This window comes from Halomicrococcus pelagicus, from assembly GCF_050954125.1.
In genome coordinates this window covers 379235-401734 of the sequence record NZ_JBPBWC010000003.1, presented here as the reverse complement: position 1 = coordinate 401734, position 22500 = coordinate 379235, and the positions used below count along the sequence as shown (strand labels likewise).

The window sequence follows — 22500 nt, the reverse complement described above, 5'->3', positions numbered from 1 at the left end:
CGATGGCTGGCACACCGAGTACGGTCGCAGTGTTCGTCGCAGGAGTGCTGACTATCCTGACACCCTGCTGTCTGCCGATGATTCCGCCGATGCTCGCCGGAAGCGTCGGCCACCGGCTGCGACCCGCCGCCATCGTCCTCGGGAGCATCGGTTCGTTCACCGCGCTCGGGGTCGCGACTGGCGTCGTCGGCGGACTCACGCCCGCGACGCTCCGCGGCCCGCTGATGGTGCTGCTGATCGCCTTCGGGGCGGTCATGGCCGACGACGACATCCACGCGGTGTACTCGAAGTACGCGTCGAGGGTCGCGGGCAAGGCGTCCGAAGCGACCACCATCGTCGACGAGGACGACCACCCCATCGCCAGTGCGTTCCTGCTCGGACTGCTCCTGGGCGTCGTCTGGCTTCCCTGCGTCGGTCCGATACTCGGGGCCGTGCTGGCGTACGTCGGGACGACCGGGAGCGTCGCCCGGAGCGCGTCGCTGCTTTTCGTCTACGGACTGGGGTTCTCGCTCCCGCTACTCGGCGTCGCCTACGGGAGCAAGCGTGGCGGGCGGGCGCTCGTCGACGCCGCAATGCGGAACCGGCGACCCGAACTGCTCCGGAAGGTGGCCGGATACGCGCTCGTCGCGACCGGCGTGGCGTTGCTCTTCGAACTCGACAAGGCGGCGATGTCGTTGCTCGTCTGACCGCCGTGAACGGAAGAGATTAGGAGTCGGAGTTCAATCCCTTGCATAGATTAGGGATATGCGCACAATATCGTCCGGACTGGGAGGCCTCGTCCGAATTCTCCATCGGGTCATGTGGAGCGGCGTCGTCCGGTGGGGAACGCTCGTCGCCGGCATCGCTTCCATCGTGCTCGTCTTCGGGTACGCTTCCAGCACGATGTACGGCATCGAACACGGTGCGAACCGTATCGCCTACTGGCACATCTCGCTCGCCTGGACGGCCGCGGTCGCGCTCGGCACGACGTTCCTCGGGAGCGTCCTCTTCCTCCGGTACGACGGGCGGTTCTGGAACCGGCTCGCTCACAGCTCCGGCGAGATAGGGTTCCTGTTCGCCACGCTGACGCTCGTCACCGGCAGCATCTGGGGGAAGGTCATCTGGAACTCGTGGTGGGAGTGGAGCGACGTTCGACTCGTCACCTTCCTCGTCGTCTGGCTCGTCTACGCGGGGTATCTCGTCGTCTACTCCTCGACGGAGAACAGCAGCGACGAGAAGTACGCCGCCGTCTACGGCGTCCTCGGGTTCGTAACCGTTCCCATCTCGTACACCGCGACGCGGCTGTGGACGCCGACGTTCCACGAGACGACGCTCGGAAACGAGGGCGTGAGCGCGAACATCGACCCGCTGACGCTCGTCGTCACCATCGTCGCGGTGACGCTCCTGTACGCCTCCCTGATGGGCGTCCGTATCAAGCTACACGAGATAGAGGACAAAGTACTTCGGACGAAGACTCGTAACGGGAGATGAGCATGGAACCCCTACTCGTCGCCGGATACGGCATCGTCTTTCTCGCGATATTCGGCTACGTCGTCCGGCTACAGCGTCGACTCACCTCGCTCGAAGACCAGCTACACGACCTCCAGCAGTAATCGAACGCCTGCCCGCAGTTCCAGACGTAACCGGCGGACGCCGGTCGACGCCGGCGCACGTCGACCGGAACTCGTTCGGCGAGACATAACGGCCATCAACGGCGAAGGAAGTGACAGCTATCGGTTGGAATCGGACGTTTCGAAGGCGATTCCTCGTTCCGCCTCGATGCTTTCTGCGAGGCCGATGCGACGGAGCAGTACGGAAGACGTACATCCGGCACAGTTTCGGGAAAACTCCGTCCCGGCGACCGCAGGCCGCGTATAACAAAACGGAACGTCCGAAAACGACGTGGTGAAACCATGTGTCCGGCGACAGACGTCCCTTCGAGCGAACCGTCGAACCCGAAATCGGACGCGACGGGGACGAGCCCCGACGGTCAGGACCGTCGGTCACCGGAGGCGGAGTTGCTCCGGGTCGGGATACTCCTTCCCGGCGAGACGGTACCGGCCTGGATGAAGCGAGCCATCGAGCGGATGGTCGCGGAGGCGGACGTCGAGGTCGCGTACCTCGTCGTCAACGACGCCGCAGGTCCCGACGACCTGAGCGACCTCCTCGCACGGTCGCTCTCGGACGAGTTCCGCGAGTACCTCTCGTGCGGGCTCGACAGGCTTCGCTCGTACCCGCTCTGGTCGCTGACGGGGGTCGTCCGGCAGTTCGGCCCCGTCCCAGAGTACCGGAAACCGAAGCGGATAGAGACCATCGACGGTCTCTCGGACGCCGACCGCATCCGATGCAGGCCGATTCCGGCGAACGGGTTCGGTAACCGCCTTCCGGACGATGTCGCCGAGACGGTCGGGACGAACACGGACGTCGTCGTTCGGTTCGGGTTCGGCGTGCTGAAGGGGGAGTTTCTGGAGATGCCGACCCACGGCGTGTTGAGCTTCCACCGAGGGGACCTCGAATCCTACCGCGGCCAGCCAGGCGGCCTCTGGGAGTTTCTCCACGATGACCCGACGGCCGGAGTCACCCTCCAGCGAATCGGTGAGACGCTCGACGCCGGCGAAGTCGTCGTCGAGACCGTTGTCGACATCTCCGACGCACACACCTGGCGCGAGGTCGAGCGCCGCCAGATAGCCGCGTGCCAGGAGATGCTCGCAAACGGCATCGTGTCGCTTCGGGACCCGGCGCACGACCCGACGACGCCGGACTCGCTCGGTTCCCTGTACACGATACCGACCGGGCTCGACGTCCTCCGCTACGTGGGTAAGACCGCCGTCGGGAGGCTCCGCACCCTGTACGCGCTGGACGACGTCCGGGGGAACCCGCAGTCCGAGCGGAGTCCGGGGTGACGCGAGGGGGACGCGACGACGGCACGTCCCCCTCGGACGGCCCAGTCCCCTTTTGTCCGTGGCACACCATGACAGGCTATGAAGCGGCGACGTTTCCTCCAGTCCGTAGTCGCCGGGACCGCGACGGGGTTGGCCGGCTGTAGCCAGTCGACCACGCCCGCCGACCAAGCGACGAACGCCACCGGAACGGCGTCGACGGCGAACGGAACGACGTCGACGACCGGGGGCGGAGGCCTACCGGGCGAGGTCGGCCTCGAGACGCTCGCCAGCGGCCTCGGAGCGCCCACCGACGTCGCGTTCGCGCCCGAGGCCGACCGGCGCTACGTCGCCGAACAGAACGGTCGACTGTCCGTCCACGGGTCGGACGGCCTCCGCGACGCGCCGTTCCTCGACCTGCGCGACACCGTCGAGGTCGGCAGCGAGAAAGGGCTGCTGGGCGTCGCGCTCCACCCCGACTTCGCCGAGAACCGCCGACTGTTCGTCCGGTACAGCGCGCCGCGACGGCAGGGAACCCCGTCGAGCTACAGCCACACGTTCGTCCTGGCGGAGTTCGAGGCGACCGCCGACGGACGGCGGGTCAGGCGCGACTCCGAGCGGACCGTCCTGGAGATACCCGAACCGCAGGCCAACCACAACGCGGGCTCCGTCCTGTTCGGCCCGGACGGCTACCTCTACGTCGGCGTCGGCGACGGCGGCGCCGGCGGGGACCAGGGCGCGGGCCACGTCCAGGACTGGTACGACGCCGTCGACGGGGGGAACGGCCAGGACGTGACCGAGAACCTTCTCGGGAGCGTCCTCCGCATCGACGTGGATAGCCGGGACGGCGACCGGCCGTACGGCATCCCGGACGACAACCCGCTCGTCGGCGGACCCGGCCGCGACGAACAGTACGCGTGGGGGTTGCGCAACCCCTGGCGGATGTCGTTCGACGGGGCGGACTTCTTCGTCGCCGACGTCGGCCAGCGCCGATACGAGGAGGTGAATCTCGTCGAGAAGGGCGGCAACTACGGCTGGAACGTCCGCGAGGGCGCGCACTGTTATCAGGCGGAGAACTGCCCCGACGCGACGCCGAAGAGCGTTCGCGGCGGCGAACCGCTGGTCGACCCCGTCGTCGAGTACGCCCACTCCGGCGACCCCGGCGGCGTGTCGGTCATCGGCGGCCACGTCTACCGCGGCTCGACGCTCCCCGGACTGCGCGGAGCGTACGTCTTCGGTGACCTGCGGGCCAAGGGACGACTGTTCGTCGCGACGCGTTCCGAGAACCGTCCGTGGCCGATTCGGGTCGTCGAGGTGGCCGGCGACGGCCTCGACCGCATCCTCTCGTTCGGCCGCGACGACGCCGGAGAGCTGTACGTCCTCAGGACCGCCGGCGGTGACGGGAGACTCCACCGGGTCGTCCCCGCCGGGTGACGTGCCGTCTGCGTTCGCCCGCGCTCGTCGCGGACGGTCGTGCGATCGGGAGCTACCGCCGCTGTGGTCGCAGGATGCCGGCGATGCGGCCGACGAACGAGTCCGTCGCGCCGGCCTCGTCGGTGACCTGGAACTCCCGCTGGAGCCTGCCGTCCGACAGGCTCAGGACGGTCAACTCCTCGTCGGCGAGTAGCGTCCCGACGTCGTCGCCGACTATCTCGCCGGACGTGGTGACCAGCGTCGCCCGCGCGTCGAGGGCCGCCGCGGTCTCGCGGAGTTGCCTGACGTCGGCTTCCGTCGGCCGCTCGTGGACGCCGGCGACGACCCGGTCGTCGAGTAATTCGTCTTTCGCGTAGACGTGGACGGGAACGTCCTCGCCCGCTCCGTCCGTCACCGTCGCGTCTATCTCCGTGTCGAGCGAGCGCTCCTCGAATATCTCGGCGACGCGCTGGCGCGCCGTCTGCTGTTCGTCGACCCAGCGAGCGCCGCGTTCGCTGAGGTAGTACTGGTACAGCACCTGTTCGATGGTCTCTCGGGGCGGGAACGCGTGTCGACACTCCCGGCACCGAAGCCGGTGTTCCGGCATCTCGAACACCGTAGCGCAGTTCTCACAGACGTTGGCCGGGTCCATTTCGAGGTTCTCCAGCGACTCCAGACTGGCGTCGCAGTTCGGACAGGTGACGGCGTTCCCGTCCGCGAACTGCTCGCGGACGCCCTCGAAGCCACACGTCGGGTGGCGGTACTTCTCGGTCTGTATCGTGTGTGGGGACTCACAGGACGGACAGACGGTCGTGTACCGCATCCCCTCCGTCTCACACTGGGGGCAGACGTACACTTTCTCCTGGAAATCGCTTACGAGAAGGTCGTGGTCCGCAAGTTCCTCCAGCACCTCGATGACCGGCCCGTCGCTACGGTCGAGTCGTCGCTGTGCGTCCGGGTAGACGACGGTTCCCGTCTCCTCGTCTATCGTCGGTCGAAGTTCCTCGAGCGAGTCCTCCGAGAGGGCAGTGAGTAGTCGTAGCTTGCCCGGTGAAACCATAGTGTATCCTCTCTGGTGCCACCTATTTAACAATCGTCCAAATTGAAACCGTTATTATCTAAACGTCCAACAATTTATGGAGAGGTGGGTCGAAGGGAGTCTAGGGTTACTCCATCGACCAGCGGACGACGCGTCGCTCGCCCGACGCCGAGTACGTCAGTTCGACGCTCACGCCGAGCGACGAGGCGGCCTCTTCCGGCACCTCGAACGCGACCGTCTGCTTGGCACTCGCGCCCGCCTCGACCGACGAGGAGCGGTACTGCTTCCACGCCGACCGGGACGACGAGACGAGTTCGTAACTGCCGTCAGAAGTCTGGACGGAAGACATCGCATCGTCCGGCAGGCTTTGGGCCGACTGCCCGGAGTTCTTGGTGGTGAACTGCACGACCAGGAACTTGTTGCCGTCGGACGACGTCTGTTTCTCTCCGCCCTGTTCGTACGAGTCGGTGACCTGTGCGTCCGTGACGGCCGTCCGAAGGCCGTTCTGCAGGTCGACGTACTGCTTGTACGAGACGCTCTGGACGCTCGTCGTCGACGTCGTTTCGGTGGTCGTCTCCGACTGGTCCGTTCCGGTCGTCGTGGTTTCCGCCTCCGTCGTCGTGCCACTGGCCGACGTCGTCGCGTTCGTCGCCGTCGTCTCGGTCCCCGACGTTTCGGTCGTAGTCGTCGTGGAGTCCGATTCGTTGGAACAGCCGGCGAGAAGCGTCCCCGCTCCGACCGCAATCCCGGCGATGAACTTGCGTCGTTTCATGGCGTACCAGGGGAGTTCGACCCCGCCCATTTTTTAGTTACGGCCGCTTTCAATCCATTTAGGTCTAAGATTGACATATTATTTCTGTAATTGTTGGAATGTTTGACGTCCGTTGGCGAGGTTACGTGATGGTGACGGTGACCTCGGCGGTGTCCGTCGCGCCGTCCGCGTCTTCCACTTCGAGCGTCACCGTGAACTCCCCGCACGCCGACGGGGTGAACGTCGTCTTCCGTCCGGTCCGTCCGAACACCCCGTCGCCGGTAAGGTCCCACCGGTAGTTCGCGATGTCGCCGTCCGGGTCCTCGGAGGCGGACGCGTCGAAGGTTATCGTCGTGTCGCCGTCGATGGGTTCGTCGCCGACCTCGCTCGGCGTCGTCCGGATGCGAGCGACGGGCGGTTCGTTCGGTTCTTCCTTGCCGTCGTTTCCGTCTTGTCCGCCATCGTCACCGTTTCCGTCGTCGCCACCGCCACCGTCGCCGCCACCGCCGGTCGACGTGAACAGTTCGTCCTCGACGAGCTGGCGGGTGAGTTGCTGGTGCCACTCGATCCGCTGGCTTTCCGAGGTGTCGAGGGAGGTGACCTCCGTGAGATACGCCGTGGCGTTCGCGTCCCGCGCCGCTTTGTGAACGAGCAGGCTAGAGGGTTCCGAACCGGGCGAACCGAACGGTGCGACGGAGAACTCGTACTGCTCGCGCGAGACGTGGTTCTCGTTCAAGTACTCCGCCGCTGCCGGCGCTTCCTTCTCCGCTTCGTCGTCCCACGAGCGGAAAATGACCTGTCCGACACCGCCGATCATGTCGCCGTCCCAGATGCCGATCGACGAGTGGAGGTCGAGGACGACGTCCGGCTGGTACTCCTCGACGACGCCCCAGATGGCCCGTGCGAGCTCGGTTTGGGGCTCCGAACCGACCGGGAACTGTCGGTTCAGGTCGTACCCGTCGTCCGTACTTCGCTGGTCCGCCTCGACCGCGGCGGCGTTCGCTCGGGGAATCGTCACCAGCGTCCCCCGCTGGATGTCCCAGCGAGCTACCTTCTCTGCGGCGAGATAGCCGGCCTGTTCGTTGCCGTGTATCCCGCCAACGACGAACACTGTCGGGCCGGATTCGGCAGCGGACGTCACGCGTACCGTCGTCTCGCGGTCGGTTCCGCTCAGAAGGGTGAAGGAGTTGCGGGTCAGGTCAGCGCTGTCGTTGTCGGCGCTCGTCGCCGCCGTGCCGAGTCCGAGAAGTCCAGCGCCGCCAACGGTCGTCAGGAACGTACGTCGTGTGGCAGTCATGGTTCCCAGGCGCATGGTCAGAGCCACCACGTATTTCTTTTTGGATTTTGCTCGAAAATAGATGGTAGAAAAACAAGAATTTAAAACTAAAGCGTCGGGATAGTTTCAAAGCGTGAACCCTACGCCGTTATTTTAATTTTACTGTGATGAAAGACGATAGAACGAGCGCCGTCGGGGTGTGACGACGTGTACAGTCCGACGGACAGTTCTGTCTGCCGGAGCACCTGTTCGGTCGTCCGCGCCGTACTACCCTCGCCATCGACCCGGCAGCTGGACGAACTCGTCTCCCCCGCAAGCGTCGCCGAAATCGCAGAGCGTCGGCAGTCGACTCGGTTACGCAATCGAAACGGAACCGCCGGACGTTACAGGGGAAGTTCGCCGCCTCGCGGAACCGTCCCCGAGCCGACAGCAGCGAGACGCTTCGGACCGTCGCCGACGAACTCCGGGTGAGTCAAACGACCGTTTCATATTACTGAAAACATTTACCAGCCCAGACCGCACCGTCGTCCATGCGCCGTCGCACGCTGCTCACCGCCATCGCCGCGGGGTCGTTCTCGCTGGCCGGTTGTCTCGCCGCCTCCCCCGGGACCCCCGACCCGACGACTCGACGACCACCACTTCGACGACCGCAGGGTCGACGACCGACGTGGTCACCGAACGGCCGCCGCCCCAGTCGCTGGGCGAGTCGTTCGAGACCCACGACGGCCGGTCGGTCACGGTCCACGACGCGTGGGTCCAGCGGTCGGTCGTCCGGGTGGGGACGCACACCGACGTCGCCGTGATTCCCGACCGACAGTTCGTCGTTGCGGACGTGTCGGTCGTCAGAGAGGCTGGAACTACCGACGGCGGCCGCTCGCGTCGGCTGGACCGCCAGTTCCAGGTGTCGCTCGACGGGACCGACTATCCTCGCGACGAACACGTCCGCTGGGTCGCCGACCGCGACCGCGACCCGGCCGGGTACCTGCTCGGGTTCCCGGTGCCGGTCAAGCAGTTCGAGCACGTCGCAGTCGCCTGGCAGGACGGCGACACTCCCCGGCTCCGCTGGCCGCTCGACGCCGACGTCCGCGAACGGATAGCCCGCGCACCCGCCTTCGAGGTCCGGGGGTTCGAGGTGCCGGACGCCGTGGAGCGCGAGGAGGCGTTCGAGGCGACGCTGACGGTCGCTAACGTCGGCGACCGGGACGGCGACTTCCTCGCCGAACTCGGCTCGACCGACATCTCCGACACGCCGGAACTGTCGGTCGAGGTGCCGGCGGGCGAGACCGTCACGCACCGCGAGCGCGTCGACCCCTACATACTCGAGGGCTCGTCGGAGCTGACACTGGTGCTCGACTGGGGGAGCGACCGGCAGGAGCGCACAGTCGCCGTCGAGAACTGACTACAGTTCGAACTCCCGGTCGCTTCGCTCGCGCCGCACCCGGTCGGCGTCGACCGACTCGTCGTCCATGAGCTCCTGCAGCCGGCGCTCGTACTCCAGTTCGCCGATGTCGCCCTCGACGTACCGCTGCTTGAGGTCGTCGATGCGGTCCTCCGTCGTCGGCGCGACGCGGTCGGAGAGACCGACGGACCGCGCCTTCGGAGACGCGCGCTCGACCGTCTCCGCGAGCCGCGCCAGCCGGTCGTTCCGCGGGAGCGACGCTCGCCGAACCGCCGTCACCGCCAGCGCGACGGCCAGCACGCCCGCGACCATGGCGTCGAGCAGCCCCGCGACGATGTACGGTGCGGCCGCGTCGAGCAGGACGAACAACAGCGGCGCGCCGCCGGCGGAATCGCCCAGCGCCGACAGCGCCGCGAGCAGACCGAACGCGGCGATGCCGACCAGCAGGACGACCGAGACCACCAGTCCAGCGACTAACGCCTTGACTTTGGTGTCGCCGAGTAGTCCCATCACCGGACGTTGGGCGGGCGTCAACTTGAATCTCCGCTCCGCGAGACGACCGGACGGGCGCGTCCGGGAGACGTCGGGTCGCTACGCTCGTCTTTCGAGCCCATCGGCGCTCAGTCGTGCCGGAAACGCCGGAAGACGCGGTTCGTCTTCCGAGCTTCAGGCACTCTCTTTTCGGTCAGTCGTGCCTGAAGCACCGACTACCCGTGAACACCATCGCTATGTCGTGCTCGTCGGCGGCGTCGATGACGTCCTCGTCGTTGACCGAACCGCCGGGCTGGACGACGGCCTCGATGCCGGCCTCGGCGGCGGCCTCGATGGCGTCCGGGAACGGAAAGAAGGCGTCGCTGGCCATCACCGCGCCGTCGGCGTCCTTGCCCTCGGCGTCGCGTTCGGCCTTCATCTTCGCTATCTCGACGGCGTCCACGCGGCTGACCTGGCCCGCGCCGACGCCCACCGTCTCGGTGCCGTCGGCGAACAGGATGGCGTTCGACTTGACGTGCTTGATGGTCTGCCAGGCGAACAGCAGGGATTCGTACTGGTCGTCGGTCGGCGTCCGGTCGGTGACGACTTCGAGGTCCTCGCGGGTCGGCGCTTGCCGGTCGCGCTCCTGGACGAGTCGACCGCCGACGAGGTCCTTCTCCGTGGTCCGCTCCGTCACCTCGCCGAGGTCGCCGTCCGTGTGGAGGTCGAGGACGCGGAGGTTGTCCTTCTCGAAGAGGGCGTCGAGCGCGTCGTCAGTGTAGCCCGGCGCGACGACGACCTCCTTGAACGAGTCGGCGACCCGCTCGGCGGTGGCCGCGTCGCACTCCCGGTTGAGGGCGACGATGCCGCCGAACGCGCTCTTCGGGTCGGTCGCGAGCGCGCGGTCGTAGGCGTCGGCCAGCGTGTCGGCCGTGGCGCAGCCGGCGGGGTTCGTGTGCTTGATGACCGCGGCGGCCGGGCGGTCGAACTCCTTGACGAGATTCAGCGCGGCGTCGGCGTCGTTGTAGTTGTTGTACCCCATCCCCTTCGCGCCCGCGTTCAACTGGTCGGCGCGGACCACGTTCGCCTCCTCGCAAGTCGCGTCGGCGTACAGCGCGGCGTCCTGGTGGGGGTTCTCGCCGTACCGCAGGTCGGCCGCGCGGTCGGCCGTCTCGACCCGGCGCTCCGGGAACGGTCCGCCCTCGTCGCCCTCGACGCGGACCGCGCTCGCGTCGTCCGCGACGTCGACGCGGCCCTCCGCGAACCAATTCACCGCGCGCGGGTAGGCCCTGAACTCGCCCTCGTGGAGCACGCGCTCTTTCAGCGAGTCGCGGTCGTCCCCCTCGTACACCGGAACCGGTTCCTGGGTGACGACGGGGCCGCTGTCGACCTTCTCGGGGTCGACCTCGCCCGACTCGTCGGTGGCGTCCGTGACGACGTGGACGGTACAACCGGTCACGTCCACGCCCGCGTCGAGCGCGTCGCCCCAGGCGTCCGTTCCCGGGAACGACGGGAGCAGGGAGGGGTGGACGTTCAGCGTCGTCGGCACCGCGTCGAGAAACTCGTCCGTCAGGATGCGCATGTACCCGTCGAGACAGACGAGGTCGAACTCGTGGGCGTCGAGCGCGTCGAGCACCCGGCGCTCGTGCTCGCGGCGCGCGTCGTCGCCGAGTTCGACGACCTCGGTCGGAACGCCGCGCTCCTCGGCTTTCTCCAAGACCGGCGCGTCCGGGTCGGTGGTCAGCACGACCGCGAGTTCCGCCCCGCCCGGCGCGAGGTCGTCGAGGTGGAGGAGGTTTCGACCACGGTTCCCGGCCATGCCAGCGATTCGTGTCATAGTCGAACCGGCGCGCGCCGGACCAAAAGACGTTGTGGTTGGTCGCCAGCCTATATCCACGAACGTGCACATAAACGAATCGTCTGTCCCGTTTCGTCGCTCGAGGTATCCACGTCCGTGCCGTTTCAGGGTCAGCGCGGGACGCGCGCCGGGCGGTCGAGCAGATTGGCGTCGAAAATCCGTCGCACCTTTACCCGCGACGGCCTACTCCTGGGTATGACCGACGAATCGTCCGGGTGGGTCAGCCTCTTCTCGGGCGGCAAGGACTCCTCGTGGGCGCTGTACCGCGCGCTCGAATCGGGACTCCCCGTCGAGCGCCTGCTCACCGTCCACCCCGAGGGCGACTCCTACATGTACCACGTGCCGGCGACCGACCTGGCCGCGCTCGCGGCCGAGAGCGTCGGCGTCCCGCTCGTCGAGGTCGAACCGGACGACTTCGCGGCCGGCGACGCGGACGACGCCGGCGCGCAGGGCGACCGGGAACTCGCTGTCCTCGAAGACGCGCTGACGGACCTCGGTTTCGACGTGACCGGCGTCACCGCCGGCGCGGTCGAGAGCGAGTTCCAGACTAGCCGCATCGAGGCGATGTGCGAGCGCCTCGACGCCGACCTGTTCGCCCCCCTCTGGCGGGAGGACCCCGGCGAACTCGCCCGCGCCATGCTCGACGCCGGCTTCGAGATACGGATCATCGCCGTGGCCGCCTACGGCCTCGACGAGTCGTGGCTCGGCCGCACCCTCGACGCCGACGCGCTCGCCGACCTCGAAGCGCTCAACGACGAGTACGGCGTCCACGTTCTCGGCGAGGGCGGCGAGTTCGAGACGCTGGTGACGGACGGCCCGCACATGGACCGACCCATCGAACTGGAGTACGAGACCGAGTGGGACGGTACTCGCGGAACGATCCGGGTCGAGGACGCCTGGCTCGTGTAGCTCCCCGGGACGCCAGGCCCGGTACCGCGAGCGAACGAAACGGCGCGGTGACGATAGCGGTTGGACGCCGCCACCCGAACGGGTCGGCGTCGCCTGCCACAATCTTTCTCCCCGTACCGCCCCTTCGAACGAATCCATGGATATCGCAGAGCGCCTCCGGGCGGACGACCGCCTGGAGCCGGTTTCCCGGACCGAGGTGATGCAGTACTGGCTGGCGAACGAGGTCGAGGTCGAGTCGGACGCGCCCGACCCCGACGACCTGCCGACGGAACCGGGTCTCCGCGAGGAACTCGTCGACCGCAAACCCATCGCCGCCCGCGTGTTCGGGGCCGAGGAGGCGGAGTGGTACCTGACCGAGCTGTCGGTAGACGAACTGCGCGACCTGCAGGTCGTCGTCGGACCGGAGAGCGAGGGCTGGCGAGCGTTCGCCGACGACGGGCGGATAGGGGCCGTGGCGAAGCGCATCATCGAGGCCGACGACGCGACCGAGTTCGACGCGAAAGCCGAGGAGGACTTCGAGGAGGTCGCGTCGCTGGCCGACGACATCGAGGCGTCGGGGACGAACGGCCGCCTCGTCGTGGTGGAGGAGGGCGACGACCCCGCCTACGTCGCCGACGGCAACCACCGCGCCGTCGCGCAGGTCCTGTCGCTGTTGCGCGACGAAGCGAAGAACGGCGAGACGGACGAAAAGCGGGAGGTTTACTTCGGCGTCAGACCGGGCGCTACTGCCCGTTCGTAATCTGGGTGTGTGCGCCGATGAGCGCACCCGAGAGGTCCATGTTCTCGATGTGGGTCTTCTCGTCGATGATCGAGTTGCGAACCTCGCAGTCCCGGATGGTCGCCCCGGGGAAGATGACGGCGTTGTTGACGCTGGCGTTCAGCAGTTCCGCGTCGTCCATGACGTGGACGTTCTCGCCGACCGTGGCGTTGTCCAGGGTCGCGCTGTCGGCGACGTGGGACTCGCCGTCGAGATACCACGCGACCGCGTCGAGATAGCTCTCGGGCGTCCCGATGTCGAACCACGCCTCCTCGAACGTGTAGGCGTACACCGGTTTGTGGGACTGGAGCCACTGGACGAACCAGCCGGGTTCGTCGGGGTTGTTCCCCCCGGAGAGGTACTCCTCCAGCATGGGGAGCGTATCCTGGGTGAAGGCGTAGCAGGCGATAGACACCAGCGTGGAGTTGGGGTCGTCGGGCTTCTCCTGGAAGTCGACGACCTGCTCGCCGTCGAGTTCGACGAGCCCGTAGGATTTGGCGAGCTCGCGGCTCCCCACGTCGTAGGCGGCGAGGCCGGACGCCCCGTTGCGCTCGAAGAAGTCGATGAAGTCGCCGACGTCGAAGCTGATGAGGTTGTCGCCGGCGATGACGACGAGGTCGTCGTCGACGTTCTCCCGGTCGACGAGCTGGGCGAGTGCGCCGACGACGCCGAACTTCTCGTCCTCCTCGGACGTGTCCTCGATGGACAGCGTCGGCTTCTCGAACGGACTGTCCGCGAGGTGCCGCTCGAAATCCTCGGCAAATCGTTCGTTGGTGCTGACGAACACTTCGTCGACGCGTTCGTCTTCCTCGAGGTCGGCGAAGATGCGGTCTATAACCGTGGTCTCGCCGATGGGGAGGAACATCTTTGGCCGATTCTTCGTGATCGGCCACAGTCGCGTCGCGTATCCGCCTGCGAGGACGACGGCTTTCATGCCCGGAGGGTGAACCCCCGGCGATAAGTTCTTTTTCATCCTCGGACCGCAGTAGGATAGTGAGGGCCTGATATGTCACTTTTCGTCGTTTTGGGTCGGTGAGGCGAGGGGGTTCGACCCACCCCCGGACGCCGCCGGAAGGTCGCGAACGGTCGGGCGCGTCGAGAGCGCTCGTCCTACCCGTGGCGGCGTCCCCGCGTCGACCGACGCGGTCGCGGCCGGCGAACGGACAGAAGCCAGACCTATAGGCGCCGTCGTCGTGTAGGACGAACTGGAGGTACAGATGTCACCTTTCCAGTCGGGAGCGCGGCTCCCGGCACGCGACGCGGTCGCATCGTGCGGTGGGGGACGGGCGACGAACCGGGCACGTTCGCGGGCGGCGACCGCCGCGAGCGCGTGCGACGGTGACCGGGACGGCTCCGAGGGATGACCGGCCGCCGCGTCGCGGTACTGCTCGCGCTCGCGCTCGTGTCGCCCGGCATGGCGGCCCTCGCAACGGCCCCCGGCCCGGATGCGGCCGCCGTCCAGGGGACGACGACCGAATCGGCCGGGCAGACCGCCGCGCAACCCGATGTCCAGTTCCGGCTGGTTTCGACCGCCTCGAACGTGCCCGTCGACGGGTCCGGCAACCTCTCGCTGACGTTCGTCAACGCCGGCGACGCCGTCACGAACGCCAGCGTCTTCGTCGAATCGCCCAACGACAGCGTCCGGTTCGGCCCCGCCCGGAACGCCACCCGCCTCGTCGGTCCCTGGGAGAGTGGCGAGCGACGGACAGTGAAGTTCGGCCTCGTCGCCGAGGAGTTCGCCGAGACGCGGAGCTACCCGTTCCGTGCCGTCGTCGCCTACACCGCGGCCAACGGCTCCCGGGTGCGGACGAGGCCGTTCACGTTCGGCGTCCGGCCGTCGGAGCGCATCCTGCTCGACCGCTTCGAGGTCACCGCCATCTCCTCGACCGTTCAGGCGGGCGAGACGGGAACCATCTCCGTCACCGTCGAGAACACGGGCGCCGACGTTGACGACGCCGTCGTCACCCTGCAGTCGCGGAGCAGCAGCATCCGATTCGGGCGGCGGCGAAACGCTACCCGGTTCGTCGGGGAGTGGCCGTCGAACGAGGACGTGACGTTCGAGTTCAAGGCGACGGCGAGCAACGACACCGTCGTCGCGAGCTACCCGTTCAGTATCGACGTCTCCTACAGCGAGGACGGGACGCGCAACCGGACGCGACTCGAAACGTTCGGGGTGATTCCGGACCCGGAGCAGTCGTTCGCGCTCGGGAACGTGACCAGCACGCTCAGGGTCGACGACGAGGGACGAGTGACCGGCACGGTCTTCAACGCCGGGCCCGGTCCGGCGCGCGAGGCCGTCCTGGTCCTCCGGGCGCGGACGGCCAGCGTCCGTCCCGAGGAGACGAGATATCCGCTCGGGACGATTCCCGCCGGCGAGCGACGGTCGTTCCGGTTCGACGCGGACGTGAGCAACGCCACGAGCGCGGGGCCGCGCGAGTTCGCGTTCCGAGTGGTCTACCGCGACGAGGAGGGCCGGCGGACGGCGAGCGACCCCCTCCTGGCGACGGTCCGCGTCGGGGGGGAGCGCGAACCGTTCGTCGTCGAACCGGTCGCGTCGTCGTTCACCGTCGACGAGAGCGGGACGCTGCGCGTCGAAATCACCAACGACGCCGGCCGACGGCTGTCGAACGTGACGGCGCGACTCCGGGTCGCCGAACCGCTGACCAGCGACGACCCGAGCGCGTACGTCGGCGCGCTCTCGCCCGGCGAGTCGAGGGGTGCCGCGTTCGAACTGACCGTCGAGGAGGAGGCCATCCCGGGGCGACAGCCGGCGACCGTGGTGCTCACCTACGAGACGCCGGACGGCGAGCGCCGCGTCGCCGGACCCTACCAGGTCGCCGTGCGAGTGAAACGGGAGCAGGGACCGGGTTTCCCGGTCGTCGCGACGGTGGCCGTCGTCGCCGCGTTGTTCGCGGGCGCAGGCTGGTGGTGGTGGCGCGGGCGGTAGTCAGACGTCCGTGCGCTCGAACAGTTCCGCGCTGGCGATCAGCAGGAGGACGGTGGCGGCGACGAGCACGGCGAGATCGCTCCACGCCACCTCCCCCTCCGTCAGTATCGCGCCGACGTCGTAGTAGCGGGTGAAGGCGACGTCGCCGACCCACTCGTAGTCGGTGTCGAAGGTGAGCGAGTCGACGAGGTACATCCCGAACACGCTCCCGATGGCGGCCGTCTGCGCTCGTCGCGCCGAGTCGAAGACGACCGACGCGACCATCCCGACGGACGCACAGGCGAGGAGGTAGCCCATGGAGTAGGCGTGGAGTGCGAACAGGTCCACCGGGTCGATGTACTCGCCGATGTAGTCGACGCCGACGTAGACGGCGACGTAGCTGAACACGTTGACGGCGACCATGCTCGGGACGAGCGCGAAGAACTTCCCGACGACGAGTCGCGACCGACTGACGGGGTGGGCCAGCACCAGTTCGAGGGTCCCGTTCTCCACCTCGCTCGCGACGCTCGACGCCGCGGCGTACGCGTAGTAGACGCCGAGCACGAGCAGCCACGTCAGCTGGTAGAACTGCGAGGCCATGTAGCCGTCGATGGTGGTGATGGTCGTGACGTTCCCGACGAAGGCCCGCCGTGTCTCCTCGGGCAGGCTCTCGATGTAGGCGTCCAGGTCGATGCCGGCGCTCTCTATCGAGGGGAACAGGGCGACGTAGAGCGCGATGAGCAGGACCAGCGCGCCCGTCAGGACGAGCGTCCCCCGGACGCGCTTGCCGACCTCGAACCGCGTTATCTCGAACACGTCACCGCTCCCGGCCACCCTCCGGAGCGGCCTCCTCGCGGGGACGCGCGGTCGGTTCGGTCTCGCGGTCCACGTCCTCGTCGTAGAACTCGATGAAGACGTCCTCCAGCGACGTCTCCCGGATCACCACGTCCTCGATAGTGTACCGGTCCATGACGTCCACCAGCCCGTCGAAGTCGTGGCCGGTCACGACCAGCCGGTAGTAACCGTCCTCGTCTCGGCTGGCGCTCGCCACGCCCGCGAAGCGGAGGTCGTCGGGGGCCGGCGACTCGACCAAGTCGAGGCGGACGACCTTCCCGCTCTTCTCGAGCAGGGCGTCTATCTGCTCCAGCGCGACGAGCCGACCGTCGCGGATGATACACACCCGGTCGCAGAGCTTGCGCACCTCGCTCAGGATGTGAGTCGAGAAGAAGACGGTGACGCCCCGCCGCCGCTCCGCTTCGAGGAACTCGTAGACGGCGTTCTGCGCCAGCGGGTCCAGCCCGGCGGTCGGTTCGTCCATCACGACGAGGTCGGGGTCGTGCATGAACGCCTGGACCAGCGCGAGCTTCTGCTTGTTCCCCCGCGAGTACGCCTTCACCTTCCGGTCGCGGGGGATGGGGAACCGCTCAAGCAGTTCCTCGCGGCGCTCGTCGCCCGAGAGCGACCCGAAGTAGTCGAGCAGTCGCTCGCCGGTCGTGTCTCCGTAGAAGCCGGCGTCGCCGGGAACGTACCCGACGTTCTGCCGCGCCGCCATGGCGGCGTCGCGGTCGGTCACGTCGCTCCCGAGTATCTTCGCCGTCCCGCGCGTCGGTTTCAGCAGTCCGAGCAGCGCCCGGATGGCCGTCGACTTGCCTGCGCCGTTCGGCCCGAGGAAGCCGAATATCTCCCCCGTCTCGACCGCGAACGTCAGGTCCTCGACCCCCCGGACGTCGCCGTAGTACTTCGTCAGGTCCTCGACGGCGATGGCGTTCTCGACGGTCGTCGAATCCGTCGTCACACGGGGACGGAGACGCCGGGAACGAACTTAACCGTTCCCCGGCGACGCGTCCGACCCGGGGCCGTCGGCGGGGTCGCCCGAACGAGGCGACGGCGTCGACGCCGGAACGTCCTACTATTCTATTCACCGATAAAGGGTGTGAATTTTTAAACCATGGCGCGACCAGTGACAGGTAATGGTCGAGGCGTTCGCGGTAGCGAGCGGGAAAGGCGGCACGGGCAAGACGACCAGCACGCTCGCGCTCGGCATGGCGCTGGCCGAGGAGTACGACGTGACAGTCGTCGACGCCGACACCGGGATGGCCAACCTGCTGTTCCACACCGGCCTGGCCGACGCGAAGACGACGCTCCACGACCTCCTCGTCGAGGGGAGCGACGCGGCGGTCGAGGACGCGGTCTACGAACGGTTCGGGCTCTCGGTCGTCCCCTGCGGAACCAGTCTCGGTGCGTTCGAGCGCGCCGACGCCGAGCGCCTCCGCGACGTGGTCGCCGACCTCGCCGCCGACGCAGACGTCCTGCTGCTGGACTCGCCGGCGGCGCTCGGGAGCAAGAGCGCCGTCCTGCCGGTCGTGCTCGTCGACCGCGTGGTCGTCGTCCTCCAGCCGACGATACCCTCCGTGAGCGACGGGCTGAAAGTCCAGGAGTACGCCCACTCCTACGGCACCGGCACCGCGGGCGTCCTGTTCAACAAGGTCCACGAGTCCGAGAACGTGGACGCCATCGCCGAGAAGTGCGAGCGCTACTTCGACGGCCCGACGCTCGGGACGGTCCCGGACGCCGACGCCGCGCGCGGCCCGGCAGGCGGGCGAACCGTTGCTCGCCCACGCGCCGGACAGCGCCCCGGCGCGGGCCTACCGGGACGCGGCCGCCGCGCTTGACGTGCGCGACGGGGAATCGAACGAGGTCGCCGAGCGATTCCGCAGCGCCGTCATCCCCGATTCGCCATGAACCTGGCCGGCGGACCGACGCTCCCGCGCGGAACGCTCGTCCGTTCGCGCGTGGTCGACGACCCGAGCACCGCGCTCGCCGACGCGCTCGACCGCGAACTGACGGGGTACGCCGTGTTCGAACCGAGCGACGCGCTGTTGCTCGGCGCCGACGGCAGCGGCGTCCTCACCTTCGAGGCGGGGGTTCCGGTGCTGGCCTACCACACCGGGACGGACCGGGCCGGCGGCGCTCTCCGACTTCGCCGTCCCCGGTCCGTACAGCGTCGACCTCTACGAGTCGGCCCCGACCGACCTCGACGGCATCCACGACACGCCCGAACTCCGGGTACCGCCCGGGATGCCCGCCGACCGCCTCGGCGGCGACGGCGACCTGGCCGCGCGAACGCGGAGCGCCGCGCCGTCCGACCGCGGCGAGACGGTCGCCGGAACCGACGAGAAGAGCGCGTCGTCCGGCGCGGTCGAGGCGTTCCTGGAGGACGAGGAACGCATCGCGTCCATCCGGGAGGAGGCCCGCGAACAGGCCGAGCGGCGGGCCGAGGAGTGGGGGCTGGAAGAGCAGTTACGGTAGCGGTCCGCAGACGCCGGGGTGGTCTCGACCGCGTCAGAGTCGGCGGTCGAGATAGCGACTCGCGCCGAGAAGTGCGATGCCGGCGACGGCGGCGACGACGGCGACGACGGCGATCGTGACACCGGTCCCGGAAGGTGCGAAGGGACTCCGGCCACCGGCGGCCACATACCACTGGACGGCGTCGAGACCCGCGAGTCCGAAGCAGAAGTACCCGACCGTCACCGCGGTCGCCAACGCGCCGGTGCCGAGTCCGAGGAGCGACGCTACGTCCTCGACCGCCAGCAGGTCGCGTGCCCGCCGCCTCGACAGCGTCGACTTCCGTCGAAGGAGGACGGCCGCGACCGCGAGGTGACCGAGCGCCGCGAGCAGTTCGACGCCGACGGCGAACGCGCCGACGAGGGCGATGAGGGGCGACCCGGTCAGCGGGCTCCCGTCGACGAACAGCGCCGCGACCGGGCCCGGGTAGGCCAGCGCGATAGGTGCGACGAGCGAGAGAGCGAGGAAGAGCCCTCCCTGCCAGGCGAGCTTTCGGGGTATCGGCTGCTTGAAGTAGCTGAACCGTCGGACGCGAAGCTGTTCGTACTTCGAGTCCGCTAGTATTGCGCGGGCGATGCGGTCGTCGATCTGGTCGGTGCTCCCGTTCATTGCTCCTTTCCGAAGCCGTGGCTTGCTCTGCGTTCTCAGTTCGGGAATATACCGTTGTCGGAAGGTAACGGAACCCTTCCTACGGAAAACGACAGGATACGCGCCGGGTTATCCTCGAGGAACCTCACGGTTCGATTCGCCGACGAACGCCCCGCCGCGGTTTCGACACGCCGTCGAAACAGTCCGAGAAATGTGAGATTGAAAACACCGCTTCTCCGCTCCTCGAAACGCGTCGACAGGAATCGGCGGGAAATGCGGTCGCGACGCGCGGCGTTACCCGACCCTCACCGGCGGCCGGTCGCGTCGCGGTCGGGGCGCCGGAGTTCCGACTCCGATAGCCTGAAGCGTCCGGCATCTGTTCAGCAAGGTATGAACTACCACGAGGCGGCTAACTTCCTCTTCGACCTGCGGCGGTTCCGCCCGAAGCCCGGGACGGACTCGACCGCCAGCCTCCTCGCACACCTCGACGACCCTCACGAAACCGTAGACTTCGTACAGGTCGCCGGGTCGAACGGGAAGGGAAGCACGGCGCGGATGACCGAACAGGTGCTCCGGGAGGCGGGGCTGTCCGTCGGACTGTACACCTCGCCGCACCTGGACGACGTTCGCGAGCGAGTCACGGTCGACGGGCGACGGATGCGAAAGGAAGCCCTGGTGTCGTTCGTCGAGGCGGCGCAGGACTACCTCGAAGAGCGGGCGGTTCGCGGCGAGTCGCCGACGTTCTTCGAGACGATGACGGCGATGGCGCTGTGGTACTTCGGCCGCGAGGACGTGGACGTCGCGGTCCTGGAGGTCGGTATCGGCGGAAAGTTCGACGCGACGAGCGTCGTCGACCCGGTGGCGTCGGCGGTGACGAGCGTCACCCTCGAACACACCGGCGTCATCGGCGAGACCATCGAGGAGATTGCACGCGACAAGGCCCACGTCGCGCCGGCGGACCGACCGCTGGTCACCGGCGCGACCGGGGACGCGCTGGCGGCCGTCGAGGACCAGGCCGGCGACGTGCTGACGGTCGGCGGGTCGGGCGACGAGTCGGCGGCTGTGCGGGCGGCCTACGAGGGACGGACGAACCACACCGAGGCCGCCGTCTCGCTCGACGGGCCCGACTGGACCGTCGAGACGCCCATCCCGCTGCTCGGCGAGCACCAGGCGCGCAACGCCGGCATCGCGGCGGTGCTCGCCCGGCAGGTGACCGCGGCGAGCGGGATGGACGCGACCCCCGTCGACGAGGCGACGGTGGCGCGCGGGCTCCGGAAGGCGTCCTGGCCGGGGCGGTTCGAGGTGATGGGCACCGACCCGCTCGTGGCGCTCGACGGCGCGCACAACCCCGGAGCGTGCGAGGCGCTCGCGGGGACGCTCGCGGAGTTCGACTACGACGACCTCCACCTCGTGTTCGGGGCGATGCACGACAAGGACCTGGAGGGGATGCTTTCGGCGCTCCCGACGCCGGACCGCGCCGTCGCCTGCGAACCCGACCTCGACCGGGCGGAGGACGAGGCGGTCGTCGCCCGGGCGTTCGAGGACCGGGACGTCGAGCGCGTGGCGCGGGTGAGTTCGGTCGAGGGCGCGCTCGACGACGCGCTCGACGACGCCGGCCCGGACGACTTCGTCCTCGTCACGGGGTCGCTGTTCGCCGTCGCGGAGGCGCGGGCGCGCTGGACGCGCGCGGAGATTCCCAAGCGCGTCGCCGACCTCGACGACGCCCGCGAGGCGCTGGAAGGCACACACGTCACCGACCCCGGCGTCTGGCGGATGCGCGGCAAGGCGGTCCACCGGGTGCTGAAGACGCGCGTGCAGCGCCGGCAGGCCCAGTACCTGAAAGAGGAGATGCTCTCGCTCGGCGGGGAGTGCGCCCAGTCGGGCCTGAACGACCAGGACGAGGAGCGCATCGACGTCCTGTTGATGGGGACGCTCTCGCAGTTCAAACGCCTGGCCGAGAAACTGGAGGGCCAGCCCTACGGCCTCTCGGTGTTCGCGGAGGAACTCCGGTCGTCGCTCGGCATCCAGCGTTCGCCGGACGAGCGGGGCTATCCGTGGGAGGGTCGCACCGCCGTCATGGGCATCCTGAACGTCACGCCCGACAGCTTCCACGACGGCGGCGAGTACGAACTCCGCGAGGACGCCGTCGCCCGCGCCGAGGAGATGGTCGACGCCGGCGCGGACATCGTCGACGTGGGCGGCGAGAGCACGCGCCCCGGCGCGGACGAGATATCCGTCGAGGAGGAGAAGTCCCGCGTGGTGCCGGTCATCGAGGACATCGCCGACGTGGACGCCATGCTCTCCATCGACACCAGGAAGGCCGAGGTCGCCCGCGCCGCCCTCGAAGCGGGCGCGGACATCGTCAACGACGTGACCGGACTGGCGGACCCCGAGATGCGGTTCGTCGCCGCCGAGCACGACGCCCCGCTGGTCGTGATGCACAGCATCGACGCGCCGGTCGACCCCGACAACGAGGTCGCGTACGACGACGTGGTCGAGGACGTCGTCGCGGAACTGGAGGAGCAGGTCCTGCTCGCGGAGAAGGCGGGGCTGGACCGCGAGCAGATAATCGTCGACCCGGGCCTCGGCTTCGGCAAGAGCGCCGTCGAGAGCTTCGAGTTGCTCGGTCGGACCGACGAACTCCACGGTCTGGACTGCCCGGTGCTCGTCGGCCACTCCCACAAGTCGATGTTCGGCCTGGTCGGGCGAGCGGCGGGCGAGCGTGGGTCGGCGACGGTGGCCGGAACCGCCATCGCGGCCGAACGCGGAGCCGACATCGTCCGCGTCCACGACGTGAAGGAGAACGTCGCCGCGGTCCGCGCCGTGGAGGCGGCGGGGTCGCCCGAGTCGTTCGCCGACGAGCGCGGCGGGTGAGCCGGACCGGCATCCCTTTGTCGCGCGACCGACTAC

General features: G+C 68.3%; 20 protein-coding genes and 2 pseudogenes. 13 read left to right on the top strand and 9 right to left on the bottom strand.

Annotation, left to right across the window (positions count from 1 at the left end; genetic code table 11):
* Positions 1-2 precede the first annotated feature (2 nt).
* The 5 genes from ACRYA2_RS09755 to ACRYA2_RS09735 all read left to right on the top strand — a co-directional run bounded on the left by ACRYA2_RS09755 (position 3) and on the right by ACRYA2_RS09735 (position 4292).
* On the top strand, positions 3-686 hold the full coding sequence (locus tag ACRYA2_RS09755) for a cytochrome c biogenesis CcdA family protein (protein WP_433627057.1): 684 nt from the start codon (positions 3-5) through the stop codon (positions 684-686).
* Positions 687-798: 112 nt separating this feature from the next.
* On the top strand, positions 799-1470 hold the full coding sequence (locus tag ACRYA2_RS09750; protein WP_433627124.1) for a cytochrome c biogenesis protein: 672 nt from the start codon (positions 799-801) through the stop codon (positions 1468-1470).
* Between the two features lie 2 nt (positions 1471-1472).
* A complete protein-coding gene (locus tag ACRYA2_RS09745) occupies positions 1473-1592 on the top strand; it encodes a CcmD family protein (RefSeq protein WP_433627055.1) in 120 nt (39 codons plus the stop codon).
* Positions 1593-1892: 300 nt separating this feature from the next.
* Positions 1893-2882 carry a formyltransferase family protein gene (locus tag ACRYA2_RS09740; RefSeq protein ID WP_433627053.1) on the top strand — a complete coding sequence of 330 codons (990 nt, stop codon included), beginning with the start codon at positions 1893-1895 and terminating at the stop codon, positions 2880-2882.
* Between the two features lie 78 nt (positions 2883-2960).
* On the top strand, positions 2961-4292 hold the full coding sequence (locus ACRYA2_RS09735) for a PQQ-dependent sugar dehydrogenase (protein ID WP_433627051.1): 1332 nt from the start codon (positions 2961-2963) through the stop codon (positions 4290-4292).
* Between the two features lie 52 nt (positions 4293-4344).
* On the opposite strand, the gene ACRYA2_RS09730 is transcribed toward ACRYA2_RS09735, so the two are convergent.
* The 3 genes from ACRYA2_RS09730 to ACRYA2_RS09720 form a co-directional block, all read right to left on the bottom strand.
* Positions 4345-5331: a TackOD1 domain-containing metal-binding protein gene (locus ACRYA2_RS09730; protein ID WP_433627048.1), complete on the bottom strand. Its 987-nt coding sequence runs from the start codon at positions 5329-5331 to the stop codon at positions 4345-4347.
* A 106-nt stretch (positions 5332-5437) separates the two neighbouring features.
* Positions 5438-6112: a DUF4352 domain-containing protein gene (locus ACRYA2_RS09725; RefSeq protein WP_433627046.1), complete on the bottom strand. Its 675-nt coding sequence runs from the start codon at positions 6110-6112 to the stop codon at positions 5438-5440.
* Between the two features lie 91 nt (positions 6113-6203).
* Positions 6204-7358: a PKD domain-containing protein gene (locus tag ACRYA2_RS09720; protein WP_433627043.1), complete on the bottom strand. Its 1155-nt coding sequence runs from the start codon at positions 7356-7358 to the stop codon at positions 6204-6206.
* Positions 7359-8004: 646 nt separating this feature from the next.
* On the opposite strand from ACRYA2_RS09720, the gene ACRYA2_RS09715 reads away from it, so the two are divergent.
* Positions 8005-8736 carry a hypothetical protein gene (locus tag ACRYA2_RS09715; protein ID WP_433627040.1) on the top strand — a complete coding sequence of 244 codons (732 nt, stop codon included), beginning with the start codon at positions 8005-8007 and terminating at the stop codon, positions 8734-8736.
* Here ACRYA2_RS09715 and ACRYA2_RS09710 read toward each other — a convergent pair whose 3' ends face one another.
* Both ACRYA2_RS09710 and purH read right to left on the bottom strand, forming a co-directional pair.
* A complete protein-coding gene (locus ACRYA2_RS09710; protein ID WP_433627037.1) occupies positions 8737-9246 on the bottom strand; it encodes an SHOCT domain-containing protein in 510 nt (169 codons plus the stop codon). It lies immediately after the preceding gene.
* 175 nt (positions 9247-9421) lie between these two features.
* Positions 9422-11044: a bifunctional phosphoribosylaminoimidazolecarboxamide formyltransferase/IMP cyclohydrolase gene (gene purH / locus ACRYA2_RS09705; protein WP_433627034.1), complete on the bottom strand. Its 1623-nt coding sequence runs from the start codon at positions 11042-11044 to the stop codon at positions 9422-9424.
* 216 nt (positions 11045-11260) lie between these two features.
* Between purH and ACRYA2_RS09700 the strand changes: the two genes are divergently transcribed.
* Positions 11261-11974 carry a diphthine--ammonia ligase gene (locus tag ACRYA2_RS09700; RefSeq protein WP_433627031.1) on the top strand — a complete coding sequence of 238 codons (714 nt, stop codon included), beginning with the start codon at positions 11261-11263 and terminating at the stop codon, positions 11972-11974.
* Positions 11975-12110: 136 nt separating this feature from the next.
* The gene (locus ACRYA2_RS09695) at positions 12111-12713 is read left to right on the top strand and encodes a hypothetical protein (protein WP_433627028.1); all 603 of its coding nucleotides are present in this window, start codon (positions 12111-12113) and stop codon (positions 12711-12713) included.
* On the opposite strand, the gene ACRYA2_RS09690 is transcribed toward ACRYA2_RS09695, so the two are convergent.
* The gene (locus ACRYA2_RS09690; RefSeq protein WP_433627025.1) at positions 12697-13665 is read right to left on the bottom strand and encodes a sugar phosphate nucleotidyltransferase; all 969 of its coding nucleotides are present in this window, start codon (positions 13663-13665) and stop codon (positions 12697-12699) included. The genes ACRYA2_RS09695 and ACRYA2_RS09690 overlap by 17 nt on opposite strands.
* Before the next feature lie 283 nt (positions 13666-13948).
* On the opposite strand from ACRYA2_RS09690, the gene ACRYA2_RS09685 reads away from it, so the two are divergent.
* Complete coding sequence (locus ACRYA2_RS09685) at positions 13949-14095, top strand: hypothetical protein (protein WP_433627022.1); 147 nt, start codon at positions 13949-13951, stop codon at positions 14093-14095.
* Positions 14092-15678 (top strand): COG1361 S-layer family protein, encoded by a 1587-nt coding sequence (locus tag ACRYA2_RS09680; protein WP_433627019.1) that lies wholly within the window; start codon positions 14092-14094, stop codon positions 15676-15678. Before ACRYA2_RS09685 ends, ACRYA2_RS09680 begins: the two co-directional genes overlap by 4 nt.
* Here ACRYA2_RS09680 and ACRYA2_RS09675 read toward each other — a convergent pair whose 3' ends face one another.
* Positions 15679-16491: an ABC transporter permease gene (locus ACRYA2_RS09675; protein WP_433627016.1), complete on the bottom strand. Its 813-nt coding sequence runs from the start codon at positions 16489-16491 to the stop codon at positions 15679-15681.
* Positions 16475-17452, bottom strand: a complete 978-nt coding sequence (locus tag ACRYA2_RS09670; protein ID WP_433627013.1) for an ABC transporter ATP-binding protein — start codon at positions 17450-17452, stop codon at positions 16475-16477. Before ACRYA2_RS09670 ends, ACRYA2_RS09675 begins: the two co-directional genes overlap by 17 nt.
* A 175-nt stretch (positions 17453-17627) precedes the next feature.
* Here ACRYA2_RS09670 and ACRYA2_RS09665 point away from each other — a divergent pair.
* Positions 17628-18399 (top strand): annotated as a pseudogene (locus ACRYA2_RS09665) (nucleotide-binding protein).
* Positions 18396-18966 (top strand): annotated as a pseudogene (locus ACRYA2_RS09660) (DUF8054 family protein). The pseudogenes ACRYA2_RS09665 and ACRYA2_RS09660 overlap by 4 nt, the downstream one beginning before the upstream one ends.
* Positions 18967-18999: 33 nt before the next feature.
* Here ACRYA2_RS09660 and ACRYA2_RS09655 read toward each other — a convergent pair.
* Positions 19000-19611, bottom strand: a complete 612-nt coding sequence (locus tag ACRYA2_RS09655; RefSeq protein WP_433627010.1) for a hypothetical protein — start codon at positions 19609-19611, stop codon at positions 19000-19002.
* Positions 19612-19980: 369 nt separating this feature from the next.
* Here ACRYA2_RS09655 and folP point away from each other — a divergent pair, with 369 nt between their 5' ends.
* Entirely contained in the window at positions 19981-22464 is a 2484-nt protein-coding gene (gene folP, locus ACRYA2_RS09650; RefSeq protein ID WP_433627008.1) for a dihydropteroate synthase, read from the top strand.
* The last annotated feature ends 36 nt before the right edge of the window (positions 22465-22500 follow it).

Coding starts and splice junctions, on each gene's coding strand:
- ACRYA2_RS09755 (WP_433627057.1), top strand. CDS start 3: ATGGCTGGCACACCGAGTACGGTCGCAGTGTTCGTCGCAGGAGTGCTG.
- ACRYA2_RS09750 (WP_433627124.1), top strand. CDS start 799: ATGTGGAGCGGCGTCGTCCGGTGGGGAACGCTCGTCGCCGGCATCGCT.
- ACRYA2_RS09745 (WP_433627055.1), top strand. CDS start 1,473: ATGGAACCCCTACTCGTCGCCGGATACGGCATCGTCTTTCTCGCGATA.
- ACRYA2_RS09740 (WP_433627053.1), top strand. CDS start 1,893: ATGTGTCCGGCGACAGACGTCCCTTCGAGCGAACCGTCGAACCCGAAA.
- ACRYA2_RS09735 (WP_433627051.1), top strand. CDS start 2,961: ATGAAGCGGCGACGTTTCCTCCAGTCCGTAGTCGCCGGGACCGCGACG.
- ACRYA2_RS09730 (WP_433627048.1), bottom strand. CDS start 5,331: ATGGTTTCACCGGGCAAGCTACGACTACTCACTGCCCTCTCGGAGGAC.
- ACRYA2_RS09725 (WP_433627046.1), bottom strand. CDS start 6,112: ATGGGCGGGGTCGAACTCCCCTGGTACGCCATGAAACGACGCAAGTTC.
- ACRYA2_RS09720 (WP_433627043.1), bottom strand. CDS start 7,358: ATGACTGCCACACGACGTACGTTCCTGACGACCGTTGGCGGCGCTGGA.
- ACRYA2_RS09710 (WP_433627037.1), bottom strand. CDS start 9,246: ATGGGACTACTCGGCGACACCAAAGTCAAGGCGTTAGTCGCTGGACTG.
- purH (WP_433627034.1), bottom strand. CDS start 11,044: ATGACACGAATCGCTGGCATGGCCGGGAACCGTGGTCGAAACCTCCTC.
- ACRYA2_RS09700 (WP_433627031.1), top strand. CDS start 11,261: ATGACCGACGAATCGTCCGGGTGGGTCAGCCTCTTCTCGGGCGGCAAG.
- ACRYA2_RS09695 (WP_433627028.1), top strand. CDS start 12,111: ATGGATATCGCAGAGCGCCTCCGGGCGGACGACCGCCTGGAGCCGGTT.
- ACRYA2_RS09690 (WP_433627025.1), bottom strand. CDS start 13,665: ATGAAAGCCGTCGTCCTCGCAGGCGGATACGCGACGCGACTGTGGCCG.
- ACRYA2_RS09685 (WP_433627022.1), top strand. CDS start 13,949: ATGTCACCTTTCCAGTCGGGAGCGCGGCTCCCGGCACGCGACGCGGTC.
- ACRYA2_RS09680 (WP_433627019.1), top strand. CDS start 14,092: ATGACCGGCCGCCGCGTCGCGGTACTGCTCGCGCTCGCGCTCGTGTCG.
- ACRYA2_RS09655 (WP_433627010.1), bottom strand. CDS start 19,611: ATGAACGGGAGCACCGACCAGATCGACGACCGCATCGCCCGCGCAATA.
- folP (WP_433627008.1), top strand. CDS start 19,981: ATGAACTACCACGAGGCGGCTAACTTCCTCTTCGACCTGCGGCGGTTC.